This is a genomic window from Serratia sp. CY47280, assembly GCF_052168655.1.
GTDB lineage: Bacteria > Pseudomonadota > Gammaproteobacteria > Enterobacterales > Enterobacteriaceae > Serratia > Serratia bockelmannii.
The window spans coordinates 255,150-278,275 of sequence record NZ_JBJNMG010000003.1; the positions used below are offsets into that span (position 1 = coordinate 255,150).

A 23,126-nucleotide genomic window follows, 5' to 3' on the forward strand; every position below is an offset into this window, starting at 1 on the left:
GGCGGCGCTCCCGGTTAAGCCTGTATGGTTTGCTGGCGCTGTTCGCCCAGCCCTTCAATGCCCAGACGCATCGTCTGGCCCGCCCGCAGGTAGATGGGCTGCGGTTTCTGCCCCATGCCGACGCCCGGCGGCGTGCCGGTGGAGATCACGTCGCCCGGCTGCAGGCTCATAAAGCGGCTGAGGTAGCTGACGATCTGTGGAATGCGGAAGATCATGGTGCTGGTGTTGCCGTCCTGATAGCGCTTGCCGTCCACCTCCAGCCACAGGTTCAGGCTGTGCGGATCGGCGATTTCGTCGGCGGTCACCAGCCAGGGGCCGATCGGCCCAAAGGTGTCGCAGCCTTTGCCCTTGTCCCAAGTGCCGCCGCGCTCAATTTGATACTCGCGTTCTGAGACGTCGTTGATCACGCAATAACCGGCGACGTGGCGCATCGCGTCTGCTTCGCTGATGTAGCGCCCGCCCAGGCCGATCACCACGCCCAGCTCCACTTCCCAGTCGGTTTTCTGCGATCCGCGCGGGATCTCCACCCGGTCATAGGGGCCGACCACCGCGCTGGTCCATTTGTTGAACACCACCGGTTCCTCAGGAATGGCCGCACCGGTCTCCGCCGCGTGATCGGCGTAATTCAGGCCGATGCAGATGAACTTGCCGATGCCGCCGACGCAGGCGCCGAGACGCGGCTGCCCCTCGACCAGCGGCAACGCGGCGCTGTCCAGCGCGCGCAGTTTGGCGAGCGACGCCGGCGATAACGCGGCGCCGCCCACGTCGGCGATATGCTGCGACAGATCGCGCAGGCGGCCCTGCTCATCCAACATGCCGGGGCGCTCTTGCCCGGGTTCCCCATAACGTAAAAGTTTCATGCGTTCCTCTCTCAAAACTGGCAGCTCAGTTGCTCCAGCCACCGTCGATGATCTGCACCGTGCCGGTGGTGTACGAGCTGGCGTCGGAGGCCAGATACAGCGCCAATTGGGCGATTTCCTCGGTGGTGCCGATGCGCCCGATCGGCTGACGGGCGACGAACGCCTGATACACCTCTTGCTCGCTGCGCCCCTGTTCGCGCGCCTGCTCGGCGATGCGCTGGCGCAGCGACGGCGATTCCACCGTGCCGGGGCAAATGGCGTTGCAGCGGATGCCCTGGGTGACGTAATCCGCCGCCACCGAGCGCGTTAGGCCGATCACCGCCGCCTTGCTGGCGCTGTAGGCGAAGCGGTTCGGCACCCCTTTCACGCTCGAGGCCACCGAAGACATGTTGATGATCGAGCCTTTGCCGCGCGCCAACATGCCCGGCAGGAAGGCGCGGATCATGCGGAACATCGCGGTGACGTTGAGATCGAGCGCGAACGCCCACTGATCTTCGCTGCAGTCGAGGATCGATCCGCTGTGCACCACGCCGGCGCAGTTGAACAGCACGTCGATCGGGCCGATCGCTTCCGCCGCCGCCGCGATGGCGGCCGGATCGGTGACGTTCAGCGTCAGCGCGCGGATCCCGGCGGAGCCCTGCAGGCGCTCGAGGTTGATGTCGCTGGCGATCACTTCAGCGCCGGCGGCGGCGAACAGCCTGGCGGTGGTGAATCCGATCCCTTGCCCGGCGGCGGTGATCAGTACGCGTTTCCCGGTTAAATCCATCTTGACTCCCCGGCCTAAAGGTCTAATGGTCAGGCCACTAAAGGCGGTTAAAGGTCAGGCCTCTAACATGACAAAAGACGCTTTACGCGTTATCGTTGGGGGAAGAAGTTAATAAAAACAGCCTTGAAACCGCATTTCAATTAACCATTTTTTTACACTTGAATAACGATTACTCAAGCGCCTTATCGCATAATTGTGCGCCAAATCACTGAACGCCGAATCGTCAAAGGTCAAAAATGCCGATTACCCGACTGGAAAACCCAAGAATTTACAGACAGATAGCTGACCAACTCAAACGTCTGATCGAAAATAACGAATTTCCGCCGGGCAGCCGTCTGCCCTCGGAGCGCGATCTCGCCCAGCAATTGCAGGTCAGCCGCGCGTCGGTGCGCGAGGCGCTGATCGCGCTGGAAGTGATCGGCCTGGTAGACGTCAAGGTCGGCAACGGGGTGATCGTGCGCTCGCCAACGCCGCTGGCGCCGTCGCAGGAGCCGGTGATGGCCCAAGCCGGCCGAAACCAGTGGGCGGAGATCGACGACGAACTGAACATCGAGCTGGATTTCAACGCCGAGTTGCCGCCGTTTTCTCTGCTGCAAACCCGCCTGCTGATCGAACCGGAGACCGCCGCGCTGGCCGCGCGCCACGCCACCGACGAAGAGCTGGCGGGTATCCGCGCCGCCTATGAACAGAACTGCCGCGATAACCGCGCCGGTTCCGCCACCCACCCCGGCGATCGGCTGTTCCACATCCGCATCGCCCAGGCCAGCGGCAACCCGGCCTATGCGTTCATCATCGGCCACCTGCTCGGCCACCGTTACGGCAGCATGTTCCGCGTGCTGCAGCGCCACTATACGCCGGACGACATGCCGCACCGCTCCGAGCTGGAACACCGGGCGATCCTGGCGGCGATCGAAGCGCGCGACGTGCGCGGCGCCCGCAAGGCGATGAAGGCGCACCTGGACGAAGTGATCGCCATTTTCGCCCGCGCGCAGTAGGCCGCCGGCGGTGAAAAAATTTTATCGCCACCGCTCTTTTTTCTACATGCAGCCGGGGCCTGGGGGCATTACACTGGGCGACGAATAAGCCCTTTCCCCGCTGCATTGTTAAATGGATAACGACCGTTGAAGAACTCTGTCTCCGCTTTATTGCTGGCGCTGGGCCTGTGCGCCGCGCCGCTGGCCGTGCAGGCCGCGCCCCCGCAGCTGGCTTCGCAAATCGTCGACCAGTATGCCGAACATATTTTCTACAACAGCGGCGCCACCGGCATGGCGCTGGTGGTGATCGACGGCAATCAGGTGGTTAACCGCAGCTTCGGCGACACCAAGCCCGGCAACAACCTGCGCCCGCGCCCGGATTCGCTGATCCGCATCGCGTCGATCACCAAGCTGATGACCAGCGAAGTGATGGTAAAAATGGCGGCGGCAGGCCAGGTCAAACTGACCGATCCGCTGCGCAAGTACGCCCCCAAAGGCGCCTATGTGCCGGCTTACAACGCCGGCCAGCCGATCACCTTATTGAACCTGGCCACTCACACCAGCGCGCTGCCGCGCGAGCAGCCGGGCAAGAAGCCGCCGAAAACGCCGGTGTTCACCTGGCCGACCAAGGCCCAGCGCTGGCAGTGGCTGGCGCATGCCAACATCACGACGCCGCCGGGCGTGCACGCCGCGTATTCCAACCTGGCGTACGATCTGCTGGCCGATGCGCTGTCGCGCGCCGCGGGCAAGCCTTATAACGCGCTGCTGAAAGAGAAAATCACCGCGCCGCTCGGCATGGTGGATACCACGCTGACGCCGAGCCCTGAACAGTGTTCGCGCCTGATGGTGGCGGCGGCCGGCCCGAGCGCCTGCCGCGACACCACCGCCGCGGCCGGCAGCGGCGGCGTCTACTCCACCCCGCGCGACATGCAGCGCTGGATGCAGCAGTTCCTCTCCTCCAGCGCCAGCGGCCCGCGCAAAGCCACCGCTGCCAGCGAACAAACCATGTACTTCCAGCGCCACGATCTGGTGTCGCTGAAGGGCATGGACGTGCCGGGGCAAGCGGATGCATTAGGATTGGGCTGGGTGTATATGGCGCCGAAGGACGGGCTGCCGGGCATCATTCAGAAGACCGGCGGCGGCGGCGGATTCATTACCTACATGGCGATGATCCCGGCGAAAAATGTCGGGGTGTTCGTGGTGGTGACCCGCTCGGAGCTGAGCAAGTTCACCAACATGAGCGATCCGGTCAACCGCCTGGTGAGCGATCTGGCGGCCAACAAGAGTTGATATGCGGGGCGCAGCCTGCTGCGCCCCCACGTCTCAGGCCAGCACCGCCATCTGATGGATCACCGGATGGAAGTTGCGCTTGAAGTAGATCAGGCCGTTGCCGGCTTCGCTCAACGCGATCTGCTTGATCTGCACCAGGTACATCTGGTGGGTACCGATGCTCTGGATCTGCTCGATTTCCCCTTCCAGGCTGGCCAGGGTATTGCGCAGCACCGGCTGCCCCAGTGCGCCGAGCTGCCACTCTTCCAGCCGGAAACGATCTTCCATGCTGACGCCGGTCATGCCGGCGAAGTGGCGCGCCATCAGCTCCTGCTCGTGGTTGAGCACGTTGACGCACAGCCTGCGGTTTTCCTGAAACACCGGGTTCATCGCGCTGTTGCGGTTGATGCACACCAGCAGCGTCGGCGGCGTATCGGTTACCGAGCACACCGCCGTGGCGGTGATGCCGCAGCGCCCCGCCGGGCCGTCAGTGGTGACGATATTCACCGCCGCCGACAGGCTGGCCATGGCGTCGCGAAAGCGCAGCCGCTGTTCATTTTCCTGAGACATACAACCTCCTCCTGAATTACTTCAGCAGATTATCCAACTGATTAATATCGTCATTGTTCCGCAGGTGCGGCACCTTCCAGCCGTGCTGATCGTAATCGGCCAGGCACTTGTCGACCATCTGCATCATGCGATCCATATTGCCGGATCCCTGCGCATGGCGCAGGCACTGCAGGCGGATCTCATCCTGGCTGCCGGCGTAGTTGATCTCATACAGCTCGTGGCGCCCGCCGAACTCACTGCCGATCGCGTCCCACATCAGCTTGAGGATCTTGATGCGCTCGACGTGATCCATGCCGTCCGATCCGCGCACGTAGCGCGCCAGGTACTTGTCGATCTCCGGGTTGTTCATGTCGCGCACGCTGGACGGCAGGTAGATCAGGCCGCTGGTGACGTTCTTCTCGATGATGTGTTTCACCTTGGTGTAGGCCATCGGCGCCATCACGCGGTAGGTTTGCAGCGCGGCGGAATCCGGCAGGTAGGCGCCGTTTTCCCATTGCGTGGCTTCGGCGCACATCGCGTCGCTCAGCGACCAGAACAGGTTGCGCCAGGCCACCACTTCGCCCAGATCGGCCTGCACGCCGCGGAACTCCAGCACGCCGGTGCACGAGAGGCTCTTTTGCAACAGCGCGGTGATGAAATCCATCTTCACCGCCAGGCGCACGCAGGCCTGCAGCGGGAACAGCCGGGCGAAACCGCCCTGGGTGCTCCAGCGGCGGCAGCGGTCGAAATCGCGGTAGATCAGCACGTTTTCCCACGGGATCAGCACATGATCCATGATCAGGATCGCGTCGTTCTCGTCGAAGCGGCTGGTGAGCGGATAGTCAAACGGCGATCCGGTGGCGCCGGCCACCAGCTCGTAGGAGGCGCGCGAAATCAGCTTCACTCCTTCGGCGTCCATCGGCGCCACGAACATCAGCGCGAAGTCCGGATTATCGCCCATCACCTGCGCCGAACCGAAGCCGATGAAGTTGTAGTGGGTCAACGCCGAGTTGGTAGCCACCACTTTGGCGCCGCTGACCACGATGCCGGCGTCAGTTTCTTTCTCCACCTGAATGTAGACGTCCTTCACCTCATTGACCGGCTTATGACGATCGATCGGCGGGTTGACGATGGCGTGGTTGAAATAGAGCCCGGTTTCCTGAATGCGTTTGTACCAGTGGCGCGCGTTATCGGCGAACTGGCCGTAGAACTCCGGATAAGCGCCCAGCGCGCAGCCGAAGGCCGCCTTATAATCCGGCGTGCGCCCCATCCAGCCGTAGCTTTGGCGTGACCAGTCGGCGATGGCGTCACGCTGCTGGCGCATCTCTTCCGGGCTGCGGGCGTAGCGGAAGAATTTGTGGGTATAGCCGCCGTTGCCGGTGTCGGTATTCCAGCACAGGCGATCCTGGCTGGCCGGATCGTGCAGCGCGTCGTACAGCTGGCCGACCGACGCCGCCGCATTGCGGAACGCCGGGTGGGTGGTGACGTCTTTTACGCGTTCGCCGTAAATGTAGATTTCGCGGCTATCCTGCAAACTTTTCAGGTATTCGGCGCCGGTGAACGGGCGTTTGCTGTCGGCACGAAAGTCTTCTGGTTTCATCGGGTCTTCCTCGTCATCGGCATTTTTCAGGCCGTGGAGTCGGCCATTTGTTAAAATAATGTTTTCTTTTGGTTGCTTAATTGAAGCTGCCAAAGCCGGTTTCGAGAAGAGACTTTTGCGGCAATCGCCGGTACTTTTCAGGTCAGTTTGCCGCTTTCGCGGCAAACTGTGATCGCGGTTACGAAAGGGCGTGTTGCGCCGCGCGGTAGGTCGAGGGGGAACAGCCTTCCAGCCGATTGAAAAAACGGGCGAAATAGGCCGGATCCTTGAAGCCGAGGCTGTAAGCGGTTTCATGCACCGTGCAGGCGCTGAACAGCAGCATGCGCTTGGCCTCGCGCAGCAGCCGATCGAAAATCAGCCGTTTGGGCGGCCGGTTGGCGAAGCGCCGACACAGGTCGTTGAGCCGCGATTCAGTCACCCCCAACGCCTGCGCATACTCCGGCACCGGCAGATGCTCGCGAAAACGCTCGTCCACCATCTTGTTAAACCGTTGAAACAGCTGCAGTTCGCCGCGCACGCCGCTGTTGGCGCTGTCTTCCAGCGCGGTGTTGCGCAGCAGCAGCGTGAACACCGCCTGCGCCAACAGCGCCAGCGTCTGTTCGCGCCCGGCCAGGTTCTGCGCGAACTCGCGGCGGATCAGCGCCCAGTAGTGGCTGAGCGCCGTCAGCTCCTGCGGCGCATCGGCCAGCGACAGGCAGATGCCCGGCATGTCCAGCGCCAGGTTGCTGCCGGGGTACAGGCGCTCCAGCAGCGGCCAAATCAGCTCCTGGCGCACCGTCAGCACGTGGCCGTCGCTGTCCGGTTCGGTGAAGAACGCATGCGGCACCGACGGCGGCGTGAGGATGAACAGCGGCGCCTGCACCGAATAGTGCTGATCGTCGAGCTGCAACTCTATCTTGCCGGTCTCCAGGAAATGCACCTGGAAGAAGCAGTCGTGCCAGTGCACCTGCATGTCGCGGCCGAAGAATGCCGCCAGCCCGGCGAAGGTTTCGTAGTGCACCTCGTCGGCGGCGTAGCGCGCGTCATACTCTTTGCAAATATCGATGTTGGCGATAAAGCCGGTACTTTTCCGCACCTCATGACCTCCTGCAATCATGCCCACTTGCGCATCAAGGCGTCGCTCTCGGGCGCGAATCCTTCATCGGAATGCGCCACACCAGCACGGCGCCGACGATCAACAGCGCCGAAACGAAATACAGCCCGGAGTTGAAGCTGCCGGTCATGTCCTTGAACCAGCCGATCAGCAGCGGGCTGAGCGCCGATCCGATGTTGCCGGTGGCGTTGATCACCGCGATCCCCACCGCCCGCGCTTCCAGGCTGATCGACTGATCCGGCGTGGTCCAGAAGATCGCCATGGCGGTAAAGGAGCCGACCGAGGCCATCACGATCCCGAGCAGCTGGATCAGGCTGTGATCGGTGGCGGACGCCAACAGCCAGCCGGCGGCGGCGAACAGGTACGGCAGCGCGGTGTGATGCTTGCGCTCCTGCAGCCTGTCGGATCGTTTGCTCCACCACACCATGCCGGCGATGGTGCAGATCTGCGGGATCGCCGCCAGAATGCCGATCGTCACGTTGCTGCTGCCCTGGTTGAAGCTCTGCAGGATCTGCGGCGTCCAGATGTTGATCGCGCTCAGGGTGTTGGTCAGGCAGAAATAGGCCAGCGTGTACATCAGCACAATCGGCGTGCAGATCTCACGCCACAGGCTGCGCTGCTGCAGCGCGCGGTGGCTGCTCGGCCCGTTGGGCTGCACCAGCTGCAGCTTGTCGGCCTCCATCATCGCCTGCAGGCTGGCTTTTTCCTCGTCGGTCAGCCACTTGGCCTTGGCCGGGGTGTCGTCGAGATAGAACCACACCACCACGCCCAGCAGCACCGATGGAATGCCTTCCAGCAGGAACAGCCACTGCCAGCCCTTCAGGTTCATCACCCCGTCCAGCGCCAGGATATAGCCGGAGACCAGCGAGCCGATCGCCATGGTCACCGGCATGGCGATCATGAACAGCGCGTTGGCGCGGGCGCGGTAAAACGCCGGGAACCAGTAGGTGAGGTACACCAGAATGCCCGGCAGGAAGCCGGCCTCGGTGATGCCGACAATCATGCGCAGCACGTACAGACTGGTCGGCCCGGTAGCGAACATGGTGCAGGTGGAGGCAATGCCCCACAGCACCATGATGGTGGCGATCCAGCGCCGCGCACCGACCCGGCTCAGCATCATGTTGCTCGGTATGCCAAAGATCACGTAGGTGACATAGAACAACGTCGCCGCCAGCCCGAACATGGTCGAGCTGAGGCCGAGATCTTTGCCCATCGTCAGCCCGGCGAAGCCGATGTTGATACGATCGAGGAAAGAGAAAACAAACAACACGAACAGGAAAATGATCAGGCGCCGAAACAACTTTTTAATCACCGATTGCTCGGCGGCGGTTAACGCTTTATGTTGCTGCGCCGGGTTGGCCGGCGGCAGCGAATCGACGTGGTTCATGGTTCAGTAGACTCCCGATGAAGGCGCTTGCGCCCCGCCCTGTTTGAACTCGTCCGCCAGGGCTTCCGCCGCCCGCGCCAGCAGGGTGGTATCCACCCCCACCGCAACGAACAGCGCGCCGGCCTCCAGATAGCGCTGCGCCAGTACCTTGTTGGCCATCAAAATGCCCGGCGCCTTGCCGGCGGCGCGGATACGCGCGATGGCGTCGTCGATGGTGCGCTGCACCTCCGGGTGCTGCGGATTACCGGCAAAGCCCATGTCGGCGCTGAGATCCGCCGGGCCGATAAACACGCCGTCCACCCCTTCCACCTGCAAAATGGCGTCGAGGTTTTTCACCGCTTCGCGGGTTTCAATTTGCACCAGCACGCACATCTGCTCATCGGCCTGCTGCAGGTAATCGGGCACCCGGTTCCAGCGTGAGGCGCGCGCCAAGGCGCTGCCGACGCCGCGCACGCCGTGCGGCGGATAGCGCGTGGTGCGCACCGCGTCGCGCGCCTGTTCGGCATTCTGAATCATCGGGATCAATAAGGTTTGCGCGCCGACGTCCAGCAGTTGCTTGATGATCACCGCGTCGTTCCACGGCGGGCGCACCACCGGCTGGCTCGGGTAAGGCGCGACCGCCTGCAGCTGCCCCAGCACCGTTTGCACGTTGTTGGGCGCATGTTCGCCGTCGATCAGCAGCCAGTCGAAACCGGCGCCGGCCAGCAGCTCGGCGCTGTAGCTGCTGCACAGCCCGAGCCACAGCCCGATCTGCGGGCGTTTTTCCTGCAGCGCTCGCTTGAAGTGGTTGGTTAACATCGCATTCTCCCTGACAAGCGGGCGCGACGCGTGGCCCCCGCCCGATTATTGCGGCCCGGTTCGCCGAGCCGGCTTATTAGACGAAGCGGCAGCTGATGCAGCCCATCGGGCCGTAATCGACGTGGAAAGTATCGCCGCGCCGCGCCGGCACCGGCCGGGTGAAGGAACCGCCGAGGATCACCTGCCCCGCTTCCAGCTCCACCTCATACGGCGCCAGCTTGTTGGCCAGCCAGGCCACACCGTTGGCCGGATGATTGAGCACCGCCGCCGCCACGCCGGACTCTTCAATCACGCCGTTGCGGTACAGCAGCGCGGAGATCCAGCGCAGATCCAGCGCATCCGGCTTGATTGGCCGCCCGCCCATCACCACCCCGGCGTTGGCGGCGTTGTCGGAGATGGTGTCGAACACCTTGCGCGGCCGCTGCGTCTCGGGATCGACGTTGTGGCTGCGCGCGTCGATGATCTCCAGCGCCGGAATGACGTAGTCGGTGGCGTTGTAGACGTCGAACAGCGTGCAGTTCGGCCCGCGCAGCGGCTTGGCCAGCACGAACGCCAGTTCCACCTCCACCCGCGGCACGATAAAGCGGTCGATCGGAATGTCGCTGCCGTCGTTGAAGAACATGTCGTCCAGCAGCGCGCCGTAGTCCGGCTCGGTGATCTGCGAGCTCACCTGCATGGCGCGCGACGTCAGGCCGATCTTGTGGCCTTTGAGCGTGCGCCCCTCGGCGATCTTCAGCGCCACCCACTGCCGCTGAATGGCATAGGCGTCTTCAATGGTGATCTCGGGATGATCGAGCGACAGCGCGCGGATCTGCTCACGACTCTTTTCCGCCTGATGCAGGCGCTGCACGGCGCGGTTAACCTGCTCTTTATCCAGCATTTACGACCCCTTATTCACGCCTTGTTGAACAGCGCGTGGACATTGTTCTGTTTGTAATTCAGCACCGGATCCAGCTCTTCCATGGTGAAAGAGAGCGCCAGGTAACGCTGCGCCATCAGCGCGGCAAAGTGTTCCTTGATCAGCGCAAACAGCATCTCGCCCACCTGCTGCCGGCTTTCCAGACTGCGGCCGTGGCCGATCTTCAGCGTCATGTGCACGAAGGCGTAATCCTGCTTGCCGTCGGCCATCTGCCAGGTATCGAGCCAGATGGCGCGGCTGCGCACGCCGGCCAGCGGGAAGATGCCGGTCGCCGCCAGCGCCTCGTTGACCTTGGCGAACAGGGTGGGCAAATCCGCCTCGCGGCGGATGTTGTCGGTACATTCAGCGTAAAAATGGGGCATAGCGTTCTCCAGACGGCGCATAGGCGCGGGCAAGGCCCGCGCAGCGGCATTTACAGCGTATTGCCAAGTTTGAAACCTTTTTCCGTATCGCCCTCGCGGGTATAGGAAAAACCGTCTGCGCCGATGGTGACGGCCATTTCGCTGGGCGCACTGCGCTCGATGACCGGCTGCGGCTGCCCATCGAGATCCAGCACCAGCGATCCTTCGGTGTACCAGCTCGGCACCACCGGATTGCCCCACCAGTCGCGGCGCTGGTTGTCATGCACGTCCCAGGTCACGGTCGGGTTGTCCGGATCGCCGGTGTAGTAATCCTGCGTGTAGATTTCCACGCGGTGGCCATCGGGATCGCGCAGGTAGAGATAGAACGCGTTGGAGACACCGTGGCGGCCGGGGCCGCGTTCGATCAAATCGGATTTGCGCAGCGCGCCGAGCTTGTCGCAGATGGCCAAAATATTGTGCTTTTCATGGGTGGCGAAGGCGATGTGGTGCATGCGCGGCCCGGCGCCGCCGGTCATCGCGGTATCGTGCACCGTCGCCTTGCGGCGCATCCAGGCGGCGTAAACCACGCCGTCTTCATCGCGGATGTCTTCCGTCACGCGGAAGCCCAGCCCCTGGATGTATTCCACGGCGCGCGGCACGTCAGGGGTGATTTGGTTAAAGTGGTCGAGGCGCACCAGCGCGCCCGGCGTATACAGATCGTAGCGCCAGGCCAGACGCTCGACGTGCTGCACGTCGTAGAAAAACTCATACGGAAAACCGAGCGGATCCTCTACCCGCACCGCATCGCCGATGCCTTTGGCGAACCCGTTCACCCGACGCTCGGTGCGGCAGCCAAGCGCCTTGAAATACGCTTCGGCGCGGTCGACGTCTTCCGGCGTGCGCACGCGGAAAGCAAACGCCGCCACGGCGGCGACCGGGCCTTCGCGCAGCACCAGGTTATGGTGAATAAACTCCTCCATCGAACGCAGGTAGAGGGTTTTATCCTCTTCGGCGGTCACGACCAGGCCGAGGATATCGACGTAAAATTCGCGTGCGGCTTTAAGGTTCGTGACCTGAATTTCCATGTAGGCACAGCGCACGACGTCGGGAGCAGGGACAGCATCAGTGGTAAGTTTTGTCGTCATTGTTCTCATCTCTTTCGTTATTATTGTGGCCTGAGGCTCAAACGCCCCATTTCGGGATCGGGTGATCACCCATGGAAATGCACACGTTCTTCATCTCGGCGAACACTTCGAAGCTGTATTCCCCGCCTTCGCGGCCGGTGCCGGAGGCTTTCACGCCGCCGAACGGTTGGCGCAGATCGCGTACGTTTTGGGTGTTGACGAAAACCATGCCCGCTTCAATGCCGCGGGCCAGGCGCAGAACCTTGCTCACATCCTGCGTCCAGATGTACGACGCCAGGCCGTACTCCACGTCGTTGGCCATGCGCAGGCCGTCTTCTTCTGATTTGAACGGCAGCAGGCAGGCCACCGGCCCGAAGATCTCCTCCTGCGCCACGCGCATCCGGTTGTCGACATCCGCCAGCACCGTCGGGCGCAGGAAGTTGCCGTGGCTCAAGCCGGCCGGTTTATCCGGGCCGCCGGCCAACAGGGTCGCCCCTTCCTCCACCCCGAGGCGGATATAGCCGGAGACTTTTTCCCAGTGCTGCGGGCTGATCAACGCGCCCACCTGGGTGTTGGGATCTTGCGGATCGCCGACGCGCAGACGGTTGGCGCGCTCGGCGAAACGTTTGACGAATTCCGGGTAGATGCTCTCCTGAATGAAGATGCGTGAACCGGCGGTGCAGCGTTCGCCGTTGATCGAGAAGATGGTGAACAGCGCGGCGTCGAGCGCCCGCTCGATGTCGGCGTCTTCAAAGATCAGCACCGGCGACTTGCCGCCGAGCTCCATGGAGAATTTCTTCAGCCCGGCGCTTTCGATGATGCGCCGGCCGGTGGCGGTGCCGCCGGTGAAGGAAACCGCGCGCACGTCTTTATGGCGCACCAATGCGTCGCCGGCGGTGGCGCCGTAGCCCTGCACCACGTTCAGCACCCCGGCCGGAATGCCGGCTTCCAGCGCCAGCTCGCCCAGGCGATCGGCGGTCAGCGGCGACAGTTCGGACATCTTCAGCACCGCCGTGTTGCCCAGCGCCAGGCAAGGCGCGGTTTTCCAGGTGGCGGTCATGAACGGCACGTTCCACGGCGACACCAGCGCGCATACCCCCACCGGCTGCACCAGCGTGTAGTTGAGCATCTTGTCGTCCACCGGGTAGGTCTTGCCGTTCATCTGCTGGCACACCTCGGCGAAGAATTCGAAGTTGTGCGAGGCGCGCGGGATCAGCACGTTTTTGGTCTGATGGATAGGCAGACCGGTATCGGCGGTTTCCATTTCGGCGATCTGCGGCACGTTCTGGTCGATCAGTTCACCCAAACGGCGCATCAGGCGCGCGCGCTCTTTCATCGGCGTATTCGCCCACTTGGGGAACGCCTCTTTCGCCGCGGCCACCGCCTGGTCTATCTCCAACTGGCCGCCGGAGGCCACTTCCGCCAGCACCTCGCCGTTCGCCGGGTTGGTGGTGGTGAAATACTCTTTGCTGGCGACGTTCTTGCCGTTAATCCAGTGGTTGATGGTTTTCATCGCAGGCTTTCCTCGTAATCTTTTTCACTGATAATGTGGTTAACCAAACGGCCGATGCCTTCGATCTCCACCACCACTTCATCGCCCGGCTGCACGTCGGCCAGCCCTTTCGGCGTGCCGGTGGCGATCATGTCGCCCGGCTGCAGCGTCATGAATTCGCTCAGGTAGGCGATCAGGAACGGAATGTCGAAAATCATGTCGGCGGTGCTGCCGCGCTGACGCAGCTCACCGTTGACATAGGTGCTGAGCGCCAGCCGGTGCGGATCGGCGACGTCGTCGCGATCGACGATGTACGGCCCGATCGGCGTTAGGGTATCGCGGCTCTTCACCCGCAGATTCGGCCGGTAGTAGTTCTCCAGGTAATCGCGGATGGCGTAGTCGTTGCACAAGGTGTAACCCGCCACGTACTCCATGGCGTGCTCACGGCTGACGTTGCGCGCGGTCTTGCCGATCACCGCCACCAGCTCGGCTTCGTAATGCATATACTCCACGCCGGCCGGGCGTACCGACACCTGACGGTGGCCGGTCAGGGTGTTCGGCGCCTTGAGGAACACCAGCGGCTCTTCCGGCGCCTTGAATTCCAGCTCGCTGGCGTGGTCGGCATAGTTCAGCCCCAGGGCGAACACCGTGCCCTGCGCCGGCGGCAGCCATTCCACTTCGCGCTCCTGCAGCACCTCGCCGTTCGGCAGCGTGACGCGCAGCTGGTCGTCCACCTGAACGTTGACGATCTGGCCATGATGGCGAATACGGGCATGTTTCATGATGCGGCTCCTGCCTGGGTGACGCGGTTGGTGAGAGTGGGCAGGCCGGCGGCGCGCACCGTCACCTCATCCCCCGGTGTGATCTCCACCCGCTGGTGCGGGGTGCCGATCAGCACCGCATCGCCCGGCTGCAGAGTGATGAAGTCGCTGATGGCGGCGATCAGCTCCGGCACCGAGCGCACCAGATCGGCGGTGGACCAGCGGTCCTGCTCCACGCCGTTGATCTCGGTGACGATCTCCAGCCGATCGGCATTCTCCAGCAGGCCAATCTCCCCCAGCGGGCAGAACCCGTCGCGGCATTTGGCCTTGATCGCCGGGCGGTAGAAGCTGCTTTCCGGCAGGCTGACGTCGTTGGCCAGCGCGTAACCGGCCAGATAACGGCTCACCTGCGCCGCCGGCACCTTGCGCACGGTATCGCCGATGATCACCGCCAGCGTGCCGCCGCTTTGCACGGTTTCACCGGCCGGAAACGGGATCGCCCCGCCGTTGGCGAGGTGGGTGTTGCGCGGTTTGATAAACCACACCGGGGTTTTGGGCGGGGTTTGATACGGTGGCTGGTGAAACGCCTGATCCCAGGCGTCCAGTTGGCTGCGGTGGTTCAGCGCAACGGAAAATACGGTGCCTTTCATGCGAACTCCTCCAATGGCAAAACATGACAACCGGCATTCATTAATATATTAATGATTACTTTTATACGCTGTGCAGCTTTTACGCAACGCGCTTGGAGTGATTTGTGATCGTGATAACAAAATATTCACAAACAACGAACATTAGCGTGATTATTCAGCGTATTAATCATTTTTATCGCCATTTTTCGCTGCCCCGCGCATTTTTGCTTTATCCCTGCGGGTAACTTTGGCTACTATTAAGTTATTAACAAAATCGGGCCTGGCGGGGTAACAGCCCTGCGGTAAGCGCCGTGACAACGAACACCTTGATAGCTAAGGCCAAACTTATGCATGAATCGTTAACCATCGCCCTGCTGCAGGCGCGCGAAACCGCCATGGGGTTCTTTCGCCCGATCCTGAAAAGCCACAACCTGACCGAGCAGCAGTGGCGCATCATCCGCGTGCTGGCCAACAGCCGTTCGATCGAATTCCACGAACTGGCGGCGGAAACCTGCATCCTGCGCCCCAGCCTGACCGGCATTCTGTCGCGCATGGAGCGTGATAAGCTGATCTTCCGCCTCAAGCCGGTTAACGATCAGCGCAAGCTGTACGTGTCGCTGACCCAGCAGGGCCAGGATCTGTATGAAGTGGCGCGCCACCAGGTGGAACAGGGCTACGCCGAGATTGAAGCCGCTTTCTCGCGGCAGAAAATGGACCAGCTGATGACGTTGCTGGACGAGCTGATCACCCTGGGTGACAGCCTGCCTGCCAACGTCGCCGCGCATCCCGCCAAGCAGTGATTTAACCAACCGGAATGCTCAAATTAATTGGCGTTGCAGCCAACAACGCTGCAGCGTCAAGTAAGCAGAGAATTCGTTTCCGGCAACAGCGCGCCGCCGTCCACCACCAGCGTCTGGCCGGTGATGTAGGCCGCCGCCGGCGAGGCGAGAAACACCATCGCCGCGGCGATGTCTGCCGGTTCCCCCAGCCGCCCGAGCGGCACTGAGGCGGCAATCGCCTGATTCACCTGCGCGTCGCCCAGGTTGGCCATCGCCGGCGTGCGGATCATCCCCGGCTCCACGCCGTTGACGCGAATGTTCTCCGCCGCCAGCTCCAGCGCCGCCGCGCGAATAAACCCGTTCACCCCGGCCTTGGAGGCGGCATAGTGCGCCAGCCCCGGGTAGGCTACCCGCGGGCCGGTCACCGACGAGGTCACCAGAATGCAGCCCCCGCCCCGGTGGCGCATCCACGGCAGCGCCGCCTGCGCCAGAAAGAACGGCGCCATCAGATTGACGCTCAGCGTGCGTTGCAACAGGGCCGCGTCGATGGCGGCGAACGGCGTCAGCGGAAAATAGGCGGCGTTGTGGATCACCACGTCCAGCCGTTGGTGCCGCTCGCCCACCGCCGCCACCAACTCGGCAATCTGCCCCGGCTCGGCCAGATCGCAGGCCAGCGCCTGTACGCTCAGCCCTTCGTCCCGCAGCGTTTGCGCCGCCGCCTGCGCCTGCGGCAGCTGTACGTCCGCGATCGTCACCTCGGCGCCCAGCCGGGCAAAGGCGCTGACGATCGCCAGCCCAATGCCCTGAGCGCCGCCAGTCACCAGCACCGTCTGCCCCGCGAAGGCATCAGCCGCATAGGTTGCGCTCATCGGCCTATCCTCGCGGGTGGTGCGTGGTGTTCAGCACCTGAGCGTGGGCGCCGACCGCAAAGTTGCTCAGCGCGCTGAAATCGCTGCCCTGATAGCCGAGGATCTTGCCGTCGGTGCGCATGCCCTGCAGATCGATCATCACCACGCCCAGCGTCGGGATGATCTTCTCGCGCCAGACGAACAGATAAAGCTGCTCCGCCACCTTCACGTAGTGGCAGCGATCGACGTCCGCCAGCCCTTTCTCCACCCCGTCCAGACACTGCCAGGCGTAGAAGTTGTCGTTCAGGTAGATGTGCTCGTACCGCTCGGTCGGGCTGTAGGTGTACATATTGCGCATGCCGATCAGCTCGTCGGTAAAGCCCGGCGGTGCCGCGTCGGCGTCGTCCAGCGTGCCGAAGCGGAATTCGGCCTCAACCGCGGTCAGCGGCAGCCCCTGCTCCACCCGGCTGAAGGCATCGAGCCGTGTCTGCGCTTCGTCCGGCAGTTGGCCGTATACCGCAGTGAAGTTGCCTTGATTACGGTCGCATACCAGCGTAATGCTGGCGTTAGCGCGGGCAGGATCGAGAAAATCGATGAACAACACGCCAGGGCGAATGCTGGTCGCGCGATAGGCGACGCCGCGCCGCTCCCCCCACTCCAGCGTCTGCTCGTCGCTAAACCGACAGCGCTGCGTCGCACCGTCGCTAAAACGCAGCGTCAGCATGGTGCCCGCCAGGCCGTGCTGGCGTTCCAACGTATTGCTGTGCGGCGCAAAGCCTTCCGCCAGCGCGCCAACCTGAATGAATACCGCTTCTGAACTCATGGAAATGCTCCTTACAGGGAAGTGAAAGCCAGGGTCGGCACATCGACGATGGTGGAGCCGCCGTCGGCCACCAGCGCCGCGCCGGTTATGATTGAAGCTTCGCTGGAACAGAGGAAACGGCAGACGCGGGCGATCTCCTCGGCGCTGGCCGGCCGGCGCAGTGGTACGTCGCGACAGACCATTTGGTAGGCCTGCTCCAGCGAAATCTGATGGGCGTCCATCAGCAGTTGCATCTCTTCGTCCGCCATCGGCGTGGTCACCCAGCCCGGACACACCGCGTTGGCGCGCACGCCCAGCGGGCCATAGTCGCGGGCGATGGAGCGCATCAGCCCGATCAGCGCATGTTTGGCGGTAACGTAGCCGCAGACCTCCGGCCCGGCGGCCAGCGAAGCGATCGAGGCCACGAACAGCAGGTTGCCGCCGCTTTTAATCAGCTCCGGCAGGCAGGCGCGCGCACTGGCGAAAGCGCTGTTGAGGTTGCTGTCCATCGCCCCTTGCCACTGCGCGTCGGTCATCTCGGTGATGCGCTTGAAGCCCATGCCGCCGGCGCTGCCGATCAGGCAGTCGATGCGCCCGGCGTCGCGCAGAATCGCCGGCAGCAGCGTGTGGTTCCAGCTCTCGCCGCTGGCGGCATCGCCCACCAGCGCCTGCGCGCCGATCTCTTGCGCCAGCGCCGCCAGCGGTTCCGGGCGGCGGCCGATGATGAACACCCGATCGCCCTGCGCCGCCAGCAGACGGGCGCAGGCGGCGCCGACGCCGGTGCCGCCGCCGGTAATCACAACCACTCTATTCATGATTCAGCTTCTCCATCAGTTGGCCGATCATCATCAGGCTGCTCAACAGCAGCCGCCGCTGTTCGGCATCCAGCCGCAGATAGCGGCGGCCGGCCGGCAAACGGCTGACCACCTCCGACGCGGCAAAATGCTCGATATCCACCTGCCAGCGCCCGTCGTTCACCGTCAGCCGCACGCGGCGAAAATCCAGCTGCGCCAGCGTCTCGCCGATCTGCGGGTAGCGCTGCAGCCCTTCCAGCACTCGCTGCGCGGCTGCATGGCGTTGGCGCAACAGATAGCGCACCCCGCGCCGCCGCAGCCAGCCGCCGGTCACCACGTCCAGCATCAGCGGAGGCTGCGCTGCGCATGCGCCCTGCAACCGAAAACGGTGGCTGACGATATGCGCCATAAACAGCCCCTGCACCTGTTCGCCGATCTCGATCTGCGGCCCCTGCGGCAGCGTCAGCCGCAGCAGGCCCGGCGCCAGGCGTTCGCACGCGTAGGGTTCCAGATTGCGCGCCAGACGATCCAGCGCGGCGCCCGGCCGATAGCCCGACGGCGCGCGCCGCCAGGCGCGATTAAGTGAGGGAAGTAAGCCGATCAAACTGCGCCTCCTCGTTTTCACCCTTGGCAAATGCGTTCTCCAGCACCTGCTCGACCGGCACCGGCTTGAACGGGTTCACTTTCTGCACGCACAGCGTCCAGAACAGCGCATAGGCGGCGGTCAGGCCGATCATCCAGCCGAAGGGAATGTAGATGTCGCTCGGGTTCATCCCCGGCGGCGTGATGTAGACGATGGCCAGCACGATGCCGACGCTGGAAACGATTTGCGGCAGTGGGAACCACGGCGATTTATAGGCGCGCGGCAGGTCGGGGCGGCGCACGCGCAGGATCACCACCGAACAGGTCACCAGCAGGTAGGCCACGCCCCAGGCGCACACCGCCGCCAGCACCAGCGGAATGATCCTGTCGAGGTTGCCCTGAATGGCGAAGGCGTGTACGCAGGGGATCAGGACCGCCACCAAAATGCCGACCACCGGCGTTTTAAAGCGCGGGTGCAGATAAGCGAACATGCGCGGCAGCGCGCCGTCCAGCGCCATGCCGTACAAAATGCGCGGCACCGCCGCCATCAGCGTGTTGATGGTCGCCGCGCCCGCCAACAGCAGGCCGACGCCGAGCCAGTATTTGCCGAACTGGCCCATCACCTGGCCGGCGAACGCCGGGATGGCCATCGGCGTTTCCAGCAGGCGCGTGCCGCTGGCGGCGTCGATCACCACGTTTTCCACCTGATGGCTGAGCGCCGCGCCATACAGCGCCATGCACACCGCCACGCCGCACAGCCCGAGCGCCATCGCGCGCGGGATCACCCGATCGCAGCGTTTGATCTCCGGTGCCATCGGCGTCACCAGCTCACAGCCGACGAACATGAACATCGCCATGCCGATCAGGCTGAACACCGCGAACGGATCGTTCAGGCTCAGCGTGCTGCCGAACCAGCCCTCGAGCGGCACCGCATGCGGCGACAGCAGTCCGACGATGCCGAAAATCACCAGCGTGCTCCACATGGCGAAGGTCAGCACGATCTCCGCCTTGCCGAAGGCCTCGATGCCGAACGCGTTGAGCAGGCCGAACACGATTACCAGCCCGACGCCGACCATCCAGGAGGCATTGTGGCTTTCCATCAGGGTGTTGAGGTGCTCGAAGTTCACCAGCGCCATGATGCCGGAGAGAATGGTCTCGGCGGTGCCGGCGAAGATGTGCACGATCAGGTAGGCCGACAGCGCGCCGGTGATGGCGAAAAAGCGCCCCATGCCGCAGGAGATGTAGTCGTAAACCGAACCGGAGGTCGGCAGCAGCGACGCCGCTTCGGAGAAGGTGGTGAGCTGCGCCTGCATCATGATGAAGGCGATCAGCATCGCCAGCGCGAAGGTGTCGCCGCCGATGCCGAAGCCGCTGGTGACCGTCAGGATCACCGGGCTGGCCATGATCACCCCGACCGAACTGGCCAGGGTGGTGGGAAAGCCGACCTTGCCTCGAGCCAGGTGGGCGTGCAACCGCGACGACAGGTTCATGGTTATTTCCTCTTATAGTTTTGGCCTGATGCATGCAGGTGCTTGCAGGTTTTTCACCGCCAGCGGCGGTAATCTCACTATAGAGAGGAAAGGAAAATGCTGACTATCGTCCTTAAGAACGAGACGGTTTCAACCTGCGGCGGCGCTCACGGCGGCGCGCCATTGCATCGCCCCCTGCGGGCTGCGCGGGTAGGCGCGCAGCGGCGCCAGCAGCGCGGAAAAGAAGGCGTAATAACCGGCACACAGCCGGTTATAGCGATCTTCGCCCACATGCGCCGGGCAGCCGCCCTGGCAGACGCTTTTCACGCTGCAGCGTTGGCACTCGCGGCGCAGGCTCTTGTTTTTACCGAACGGCATCTCCGCCGCCCTTGCCGCCAGGGTGGCGAGCGGCGTGTGGCGATCGGCATGGCCGAGCAGATGCTGCGCATTGATCAGATGATCGCAGGCGTAAAGCCGCCCGTCCGGCTCCATCACCAGATTGCCGCCGCAGCGTTCGGCGTGCACGCAGCTGGGGCTGACGTGGGTGAAATACTGCGCGTAGACCTGTTCGATGTTCATCACGAAGACCTGGCCGATATGCCCGCGGCTGCGCCAGCGGCGATATACCGCCAGCATAAAGCGCCCCCAGTTGGCGGCGCTCAGTCCGTAACCGGCGGTGGGCGCATCCCCTTCCAGCATCAGCGGCTGAAACTGCAGATAACGCGCCCCGATCGCCACCGCATGATCGTAGATCGCCTCGGCGCGATCCGCGACGCCGTCGTGCACCACCATCAGCAGGTTGAAGTCGATCTGATGGCGCTGCAACAACGCAATGCCGCGCAGCGCGGCGTCATAGCTGGCGCCGCCGCGCTTGTCCGGCCGGTGGGCGTCCTGCACCTCGCGATCGCCGTCCAGGCTGACGCCGAGGATAAAGTGATGTTGCCGGAACAGCCGGCACCAGGCGTCGTTCAGCAGAGTGCCGTTGGTCTGCAGGCTGTTGCTGATCCGCACGCCCGGCGGCGCATAGCGGCGCTGCAACGCCAGCGCCCGCTTGTAAAAACCGATCCCCGCCAGCAGCGGCTCACCGCCCTGCCAGACGAAGTTGATCTCGCGGCTGTAACGCGGCTGGGCGGCGATGTAGCTGCGGATAAATTCCGCCAGCAGGTCGTCGTCCATCTTGCGCGTCCGTTCTTCCTGGCGCTGCGGATAGTAGCAGTAGCGGCAACCCAGGTTGCAGCCGGCGCCGATCGGCTTCACCAGCAAATGAAAAGGCGCCGCCGCGCGCGGTTCGCTCTCCACCGGGATCTGCTGCGCACGCAGCTGGGCCAGGTTCATGGTGCCGCCTGCGGCAACGGTTTGTGGGTCTGCGGATCCAGGCCGATGTAGTCACCGGTGCTGGCGTCAACGCCGAGATAGTCGATCGCTGCGCCTTTAGCTTCAATAATCATGCTCTGCTGCGCAAAGCGGCGATACGCTTCGCTCAGCCGTTTGACCCGTTCCGGGTTGGCGGCGGCCAGATCGCGCGTTTCCAGCGGATCGTCATGCAGGTTGAACAGCCCCCACGGTGCCATCTGCGCCGTCGGCCCGGCCTTCACCAACCGCCGCAGCTTCCAGATGCCGTCTACATAGGCGGCCTGGTTATGCAACTCCACGCCGTAGGTCGCGCGCGGCACGCCGTCGGCCTCGCCGCTGAAATAGCGCTTGAAGCTGACGCCGACCATCGGCAGCGTCGGTTTGGCCTTCAGCGGTTTGTTGGCGTCGATGCCGGCATAGTCATACAACGTCGGGGCGATGTCATACACCGCCATCGGCGTGCGGTCGATGCCGCCGCGCCCCTTCAGCCGCGGCGCGGAGATGATGAAATCGGTATTGATGCCGCCCTGTGCGCTGGTGGTTTTGTGGTAGTTGGCGTACGGCGCATTGCTGACGTTGGCCCAGTGCGGCCCGTAAGAGATGAACGATCCCTTGCGGCCGAGGTTGGCGTAGCTGTTGTCGAACTGCCGCCAATACTCCGGCTTCGAGCCGTAGTAGAAGCCGCTGGCCGGGTTGGCGCCGTTGTCGGTGGCGAACACGATCACCGTATTTTGGTCGCGGCCGGTCTGCTTCAGGGTGTTCAGCACCGCGCCGACCTGATCGTCCATATAGGCAATCATCGCCGCGTACACCTGCATGGTCTTGGCTTCATATTTTTGCTGCTCGGGCGTCAGCGTGTTCCAGGCCTTATCCAGCGCCAGCGTCGGCATCGGCGTGCGATCGGAAATCAACCCCAGCGCTTTCAGGCGCTGAATGCGCTGCTGATAGGCCTGCTGGTAACCGGCGTCGTATTTGCCGTCGAATTTGGCGATCCAGTCATCCGGCGCCTGCAATGGATCGTGCGGCGCGGTGAACGCCAGATAGGCGAAGACGGGCTTATTCTGCGGCGTATCGCGGATCCACTGTTCCAGCTGATCGGCATAGGCCTTGCTGGAGTAGAAATCTTTGGGCAACGGCACGCGTTTGCCGTTCAGGGTGTAGAAGGTGTGGAACGCCTCCACGGTGCCCAGCGGTTTCGCATCGTCGAAATGGCTGGTGCCGCCGCCCATAAAGGCGAAGGCGCGCTCGAAGCCGCGATCGGTCGGTTTGGCGCCGTCGACATAGCCCAGGTGCCATTTGCCCGCCATCATGGTGGCGTAACCCGCGTCGCGAAAACGCTCCGGCAATGTGGTCACGCGGTCGGTCAGCCGCATTTCATAGCCCGGCTGCGCGGCGGTGCTCTCATACCACCACATGCCGCCCATGCCGGCCTGCTGATTGGTGTTGCCGGTCATCAGCATCGACCGCGCCGGCGCCGACATCGGCGAGGTGTAGTACTGGCTCATGCGCACGCCCCGTTCGGCCAGCGCCTGCAGGTTGGGGGTCGGTATCTCGCCGCCGAACGGGCTGATGTCGGAATAGCCCATGTCGTCCACCAGAATGATCAGCACATTGGGGCGATCGGCGTCCGCCCCCTGAGCCAGGCCCGATAAGGCACCGCTCAACGCCACCACCAGCGTTTTTTTCTGCATCGTTCGTTCCCCGTATGGTCATGTGGACTGAACAACCCGACGCCTCAGCCCGAGAAAGGTCATCATTTTTTCGTCTTATACGTTTGGCGCCGCCTGGCGCTATCTTCAATTCGCAGTGTAGGAAGCGGTGGAAAAGCCTGGCTATCGTTCTTAAGAACGAGGGGCGGCGACGGTCGTGCCGGTTGTAGCACGCGCAGGGCGGCGAGGGCTTCGTCCAGGCAAGCAGTGAAAAGCGCTGTAAATTCA

Annotated in this window: 23 protein-coding genes; 3 read left to right on the top strand and 20 right to left on the bottom strand. The window is 63.3% G+C overall.

The window, feature by feature from the left end; translation table 11 throughout:
* Positions 1-14: 14 nt before the first annotated feature.
* Together ACJ8J4_RS15510 and ACJ8J4_RS15515 are read right to left on the bottom strand one after the other, a co-directional pair.
* A complete protein-coding gene (locus ACJ8J4_RS15510; protein WP_264383794.1) occupies positions 15-860 on the bottom strand; it encodes a fumarylacetoacetate hydrolase family protein in 846 nt (281 codons plus the stop codon).
* A gap of 25 nt (positions 861-885) precedes the next feature.
* A complete protein-coding gene (locus ACJ8J4_RS15515; protein WP_043136107.1) occupies positions 886-1,626 on the bottom strand; it encodes an SDR family oxidoreductase in 741 nt (246 codons plus the stop codon).
* Between the two features lie 236 nt (positions 1,627-1,862).
* Here ACJ8J4_RS15515 and ACJ8J4_RS15520 point away from each other — a divergent pair, with 236 nt between their 5' ends.
* Positions 1,863-2,621: a FadR/GntR family transcriptional regulator gene (locus ACJ8J4_RS15520; RefSeq protein WP_025305190.1), complete on the top strand. Its 759-nt coding sequence runs from the start codon at positions 1,863-1,865 to the stop codon at positions 2,619-2,621.
* A gap of 126 nt (positions 2,622-2,747) precedes the next feature.
* On the top strand, positions 2,748-3,890 hold the full coding sequence (ampH, locus tag ACJ8J4_RS15525) for a D-alanyl-D-alanine-carboxypeptidase/endopeptidase AmpH (protein WP_025305189.1): 1,143 nt from the start codon (positions 2,748-2,750) through the stop codon (positions 3,888-3,890).
* A 33-nt stretch (positions 3,891-3,923) separates the two neighbouring features.
* On the opposite strand, the gene hpaC is transcribed toward ampH, so the two are convergent.
* From hpaC to ACJ8J4_RS15580, 11 genes are all read right to left on the bottom strand, one after another.
* Positions 3,924-4,439: a 4-hydroxyphenylacetate 3-monooxygenase, reductase component gene (gene hpaC / locus ACJ8J4_RS15530; RefSeq protein ID WP_025305188.1), complete on the bottom strand. Its 516-nt coding sequence runs from the start codon at positions 4,437-4,439 to the stop codon at positions 3,924-3,926.
* 16 nt (positions 4,440-4,455) lie between these two features.
* Entirely contained in the window at positions 4,456-6,018 is a 1,563-nt protein-coding gene (hpaB, locus tag ACJ8J4_RS15535) for a 4-hydroxyphenylacetate 3-monooxygenase, oxygenase component (RefSeq protein WP_043136111.1), read from the bottom strand.
* Positions 6,019-6,196: 178 nt separating this feature from the next.
* Positions 6,197-7,093 (bottom strand): 4-hydroxyphenylacetate catabolism regulatory protein HpaA, encoded by an 897-nt coding sequence (gene hpaA / locus ACJ8J4_RS15540; protein WP_004933161.1) that lies wholly within the window; start codon positions 7,091-7,093, stop codon positions 6,197-6,199.
* 34 nt (positions 7,094-7,127) lie between these two features.
* Positions 7,128-8,498 carry a 4-hydroxyphenylacetate permease gene (hpaX, locus tag ACJ8J4_RS15545; RefSeq protein ID WP_089181649.1) on the bottom strand — a complete coding sequence of 457 codons (1,371 nt, stop codon included), beginning with the start codon at positions 8,496-8,498 and terminating at the stop codon, positions 7,128-7,130.
* A 3-nt stretch (positions 8,499-8,501) separates the two neighbouring features.
* The gene (gene hpaI / locus ACJ8J4_RS15550) at positions 8,502-9,296 is read right to left on the bottom strand and encodes a 4-hydroxy-2-oxoheptanedioate aldolase (protein WP_060448193.1); all 795 of its coding nucleotides are present in this window, start codon (positions 9,294-9,296) and stop codon (positions 8,502-8,504) included.
* A gap of 76 nt (positions 9,297-9,372) precedes the next feature.
* Positions 9,373-10,176: a 2-oxo-hept-4-ene-1,7-dioate hydratase gene (gene hpaH / locus ACJ8J4_RS15555; RefSeq protein WP_049204624.1), complete on the bottom strand. Its 804-nt coding sequence runs from the start codon at positions 10,174-10,176 to the stop codon at positions 9,373-9,375.
* A 14-nt stretch (positions 10,177-10,190) separates the two neighbouring features.
* Positions 10,191-10,577, bottom strand: coding sequence for a 5-carboxymethyl-2-hydroxymuconate Delta-isomerase (locus ACJ8J4_RS15560; RefSeq protein ID WP_004933172.1), 387 nt, complete (start codon positions 10,575-10,577; stop codon positions 10,191-10,193).
* A gap of 50 nt (positions 10,578-10,627) precedes the next feature.
* Positions 10,628-11,701 carry a 3,4-dihydroxyphenylacetate 2,3-dioxygenase gene (gene hpaD, locus ACJ8J4_RS15565; protein ID WP_089180517.1) on the bottom strand — a complete coding sequence of 358 codons (1,074 nt, stop codon included), beginning with the start codon at positions 11,699-11,701 and terminating at the stop codon, positions 10,628-10,630.
* 37 nt (positions 11,702-11,738) lie between these two features.
* The gene (hpaE, locus tag ACJ8J4_RS15570) at positions 11,739-13,193 is read right to left on the bottom strand and encodes a 5-carboxymethyl-2-hydroxymuconate semialdehyde dehydrogenase (protein ID WP_025305185.1); all 1,455 of its coding nucleotides are present in this window, start codon (positions 13,191-13,193) and stop codon (positions 11,739-11,741) included.
* Complete coding sequence (locus ACJ8J4_RS15575) at positions 13,190-13,954, bottom strand: fumarylacetoacetate hydrolase family protein (RefSeq protein WP_043136132.1); 765 nt, start codon at positions 13,952-13,954, stop codon at positions 13,190-13,192. The genes hpaE and ACJ8J4_RS15575 overlap by 4 nt, the downstream gene beginning before the upstream one ends.
* Positions 13,951-14,583 (bottom strand): fumarylacetoacetate hydrolase family protein, encoded by a 633-nt coding sequence (locus ACJ8J4_RS15580; protein WP_197821748.1) that lies wholly within the window; start codon positions 14,581-14,583, stop codon positions 13,951-13,953. Before ACJ8J4_RS15580 ends, ACJ8J4_RS15575 begins: the two co-directional genes overlap by 4 nt.
* Positions 14,584-14,909: 326 nt before the next feature.
* Between ACJ8J4_RS15580 and hpaR the strand changes: the two genes are divergently transcribed.
* On the top strand, positions 14,910-15,362 hold the full coding sequence (gene hpaR, locus ACJ8J4_RS15585) for a homoprotocatechuate degradation operon regulator HpaR (protein ID WP_049204618.1): 453 nt from the start codon (positions 14,910-14,912) through the stop codon (positions 15,360-15,362).
* A 56-nt stretch (positions 15,363-15,418) separates the two neighbouring features.
* On the opposite strand, the gene ACJ8J4_RS15590 is transcribed toward hpaR, so the two are convergent.
* From ACJ8J4_RS15590 to ACJ8J4_RS15620, 7 genes are all read right to left on the bottom strand, one after another.
* Positions 15,419-16,210 carry an SDR family oxidoreductase gene (locus ACJ8J4_RS15590; protein WP_025305182.1) on the bottom strand — a complete coding sequence of 264 codons (792 nt, stop codon included), beginning with the start codon at positions 16,208-16,210 and terminating at the stop codon, positions 15,419-15,421.
* 4 nt (positions 16,211-16,214) lie between these two features.
* The gene (locus ACJ8J4_RS15595) at positions 16,215-17,012 is read right to left on the bottom strand and encodes a MoaF C-terminal domain-containing protein (RefSeq protein ID WP_197821749.1); all 798 of its coding nucleotides are present in this window, start codon (positions 17,010-17,012) and stop codon (positions 16,215-16,217) included.
* Positions 17,013-17,023: 11 nt separating this feature from the next.
* Positions 17,024-17,806 (bottom strand): SDR family NAD(P)-dependent oxidoreductase, encoded by a 783-nt coding sequence (locus ACJ8J4_RS15600; RefSeq protein ID WP_043136148.1) that lies wholly within the window; start codon positions 17,804-17,806, stop codon positions 17,024-17,026.
* Positions 17,799-18,389, bottom strand: coding sequence for a DUF3156 family protein (locus ACJ8J4_RS15605; RefSeq protein WP_197821750.1), 591 nt, complete (start codon positions 18,387-18,389; stop codon positions 17,799-17,801). The genes ACJ8J4_RS15600 and ACJ8J4_RS15605 overlap by 8 nt, the downstream gene beginning before the upstream one ends.
* Positions 18,364-19,857, bottom strand: a complete 1,494-nt coding sequence (locus ACJ8J4_RS15610) for an APC family permease (RefSeq protein ID WP_141971123.1) — start codon at positions 19,855-19,857, stop codon at positions 18,364-18,366. Before ACJ8J4_RS15610 ends, ACJ8J4_RS15605 begins: the two co-directional genes overlap by 26 nt.
* A 129-nt stretch (positions 19,858-19,986) precedes the next feature.
* Positions 19,987-21,171 (bottom strand): anaerobic sulfatase maturase, encoded by a 1,185-nt coding sequence (locus ACJ8J4_RS15615; RefSeq protein ID WP_049207834.1) that lies wholly within the window; start codon positions 21,169-21,171, stop codon positions 19,987-19,989.
* Entirely contained in the window at positions 21,168-22,880 is a 1,713-nt protein-coding gene (locus ACJ8J4_RS15620; protein WP_197821751.1) for an arylsulfatase, read from the bottom strand. Before ACJ8J4_RS15620 ends, ACJ8J4_RS15615 begins: the two co-directional genes overlap by 4 nt.
* Between the last annotated feature and the right edge of the window lie 246 nt (positions 22,881-23,126).